Source organism: Cognatishimia sp. F0-27, assembly GCF_020667845.1.
GTDB lineage: Bacteria > Pseudomonadota > Alphaproteobacteria > Rhodobacterales > Rhodobacteraceae > JAFMPQ01.
On sequence record NZ_JAFMPQ010000078.1, the window covers coordinates 1 to 2614 of the forward strand.

At 55.2% G+C, this 2614-nt stretch carries 1 protein-coding gene and 3 pseudogenes; 2 read left to right on the top strand and 2 right to left on the bottom strand.

Features of this window, described 5'->3' with window-relative positions:
- Positions 1–344: pseudogene (locus J1C49_RS21350) on the top strand (IS5 family transposase); the annotation flags it as partial.
- A gap of 69 nt (positions 345–413) precedes the next feature.
- Here J1C49_RS21350 and J1C49_RS22005 read toward each other — a convergent pair.
- Both J1C49_RS22005 and J1C49_RS22010 read right to left on the bottom strand, forming a co-directional pair.
- Positions 414–657: pseudogene (locus tag J1C49_RS22005) on the bottom strand (IS3 family transposase); the annotation flags it as partial.
- Positions 658–791: 134 nt separating this feature from the next.
- Positions 792–974: pseudogene (locus tag J1C49_RS22010) on the bottom strand (transposase); the annotation flags it as partial.
- A gap of 383 nt (positions 975–1357) precedes the next feature.
- Between J1C49_RS22010 and J1C49_RS21360 the strand changes: the two are divergent.
- Entirely contained in the window at positions 1358–2485 is a 1128-nt protein-coding gene (locus J1C49_RS21360) for a Hint domain-containing protein (RefSeq protein WP_227447838.1), read from the top strand.
- The last annotated feature ends 129 nt before the right edge of the window (positions 2486–2614 follow it).

Sequence of the window (2614 nt, forward strand, 5' to 3'; positions counted from 1 at the left end):
CACGGCAAACCGCGTGTCGACGACCGGCGTGTCCTGAGTGGGATTATCTTCGTAAACCGCAATGGCTTGCGCTGGAGGGATGCGCCGAAGGAGTACGGCGCACATAAGAAGCTCTACAACCGTTGGCAGCGCTGGAGCGATAAAGGCATCTTCGCACAGATGCTGGCCGGGTTGGCGGCCGGGAACGGTGAGAAGAAGACCGTGATGATCGACGCCACCTGCCTGAAAGCCCACCGCACGGCGTCCAGTCTGGGCGTCAAAAAGGGGGGCGCGGTCGCCTGATTGGGCGAACCAAGGGTGGCATGAACACGACACTGCATGCCATCTGCGACAGCCGGGGCCGTGCACGATGCAAAGCTTGAATATCCTGCTGTTCTTCGTTCTTGGTTGGGACGAACTTCATATTCGGTTGTATCGACCCACTTATGGTTCACGTGCCAGCCTGCGTTGTTCAGCAGACCGGTGACCATCCGATAGCCATAACGCCCGTACTTGTCGGCCAACTCAATGATGTCGTCAGTCAGGCGTTCTTCATCGACCAGGCCTTCGGGCAGTTTGCGCTGCGTGGATCGCTGCTGGCCCAAGGTGCGGCAGGCGCTCAGATACACTAAACGCCTGCCGCACATGGTCGATGCACTTGCGGCGACGTGAAGGGCTGAAGGTCCCACAAAAGCAAAAGAAGAAGGGGCGGCTTTGGCTAGCGCTTTTCCCAAAAAATCGTTTTCAAGCGTCAGCTGACCAATCTTCGCGTGGAGCGATTTGACGTCGATCTCTGGTTCCTTCGACGCCTTCGGCTTGTCATCGAAAACGTCCGTCACGCCATCGAGGAGCTGGTCTTTCCACTGCTTGATCTGGTTAGGATGCACATCGAACTGCGTCGCCAGCTCGCTCATCGTCTTATCGCCCTTCAAAGCCGCCAACGCGACTTTTGCCTTGAAGGCTGGGCTGTGGTTCCGTCTTGGTCGTCTTGCCATCGTAGCTCCTTCGTCCCGGCACGCTGCCGGATCAGGAGCGGAAAATCCACCTAACTCACCTGTTCAGTTTTGTCGGGCCACCTCTAAATTCCATATCGGAAATCAACCAAGAGCACCCAACCTCACATCGATTTGAAAAGAGAATTGCCTCACAATCCACGCACCTAAAAGTAGAGCTCCCCTTAATGCGTTCACCCTTGGGCCGATCGAAATATAAACTAATTGACAATTGACGAGCATTAATGAATTATTAACAAATGCTGCAGTCAGCATATTGCATTTCTGGCTGCTCTCCATGTAGCCCAACTCTCTAGGGCGTCCAAAAGGGCTGTGACCCATCGCATTTATCGGTAGTGAGGTGGTTCGCCGTGCCTGTGTTTTTCATGACATTTGATACCTACGTTGCCGGGGGCTCCGAAGAAAATTACGATATTGAAATCGTATATGGAGAGGACAACAATTCCGATGGATTTGACGACATCAAGATCGCTATAAGCCTCAAGAATGAAAGCAAGAGCGGAACAGAAGATTCAATCGGCGTTGCCTTCGACCTCAGCAACCTGTCGCTGTACCCTGACATCGAAATTTCCGACGTCGCAGTCACGGAAGGCAGCTCAACAATCACACCGATTTTCGGCATCGAAGAAAACAATATCGGGGGCAACGGTGGAACCGATCCGGGCCTCTCAATTGCCGGCGGTGGCGTAGAGGCGCCCTACGATGCCTATGTCGTGGTGAGCGCCAGAGGCCAAAAAGACGGCAGTGTAACGGCGTTTGAATTTACCCTCTCTTCGCCAACCACCGACCTCGATGCGAGCCTGCTGTTAAGTGAATCGGACTTCTTCATTCGAACGACGTCGACAGACGGCGGTGAAGACAGTGGAAAGACGCTCGGGACCTTGGGGCCGCCGATGTGCTTCGCGGCGGGCACGATGATCGCAACGCCAACCGGCGACGTTTTGGTCGAAGACCTGCGCATCGGCGACCTGATCACAACCGCCGACGGGTCGGCCACAGCCGTTTTGTGGATCGGGCTGCAGACACTGAACAAGACCTTCATGCCGCCCGATCGTTTCACGCCTGTGCGCGTGTCCGCCGGAGCACTTGGGGACGGCGCTCCCGTGAAGGATCTTGTGCTGACCAGCAACCACGCTCTTATCCTGGATGGGCTTGCTATCAACGCCAGCGCGCTGGTCAACGGTCAAAACGTGCGGTTCGAACCCTTGGACGCGCTCCCCGAAAACGTGACTTACTACCATATCGAGACCAAAGACCATCAGGTCATCTTTGCCGACGGCGCCGCGGCCGAGACATATGTCGACTATGCTGAACGGCAGGGCTTCGACAATTACGACGAATATTGCGCTCTTTTTGGAAACGATCGCCTGATCAACGAGATGCCGTTCCCAAGGATCTCTGCACAACGGCTTGTTCCAAGAGAGATCGTTTCGCGTATTGCACAGAATATGCGGATGAGCGACCATGAGAAAGGCAACCGCGTCACTTCATGAACACACGCGGTAAGGATCGCGTAATGGTGAACCCGCGTCGAAAGGCGAAAACACAGTCCGCGGACGATGATATTCGGGCCGTCCTTTCTGAAATAGACGCCCATTTGGCGCTGTGGCGGCTGCACGAGG

Coding starts and splice junctions, on each gene's coding strand:
- J1C49_RS21360 (WP_227447838.1), top strand. CDS start 1,358: ATGACATTTGATACCTACGTTGCCGGGGGCTCCGAAGAAAATTACGAT.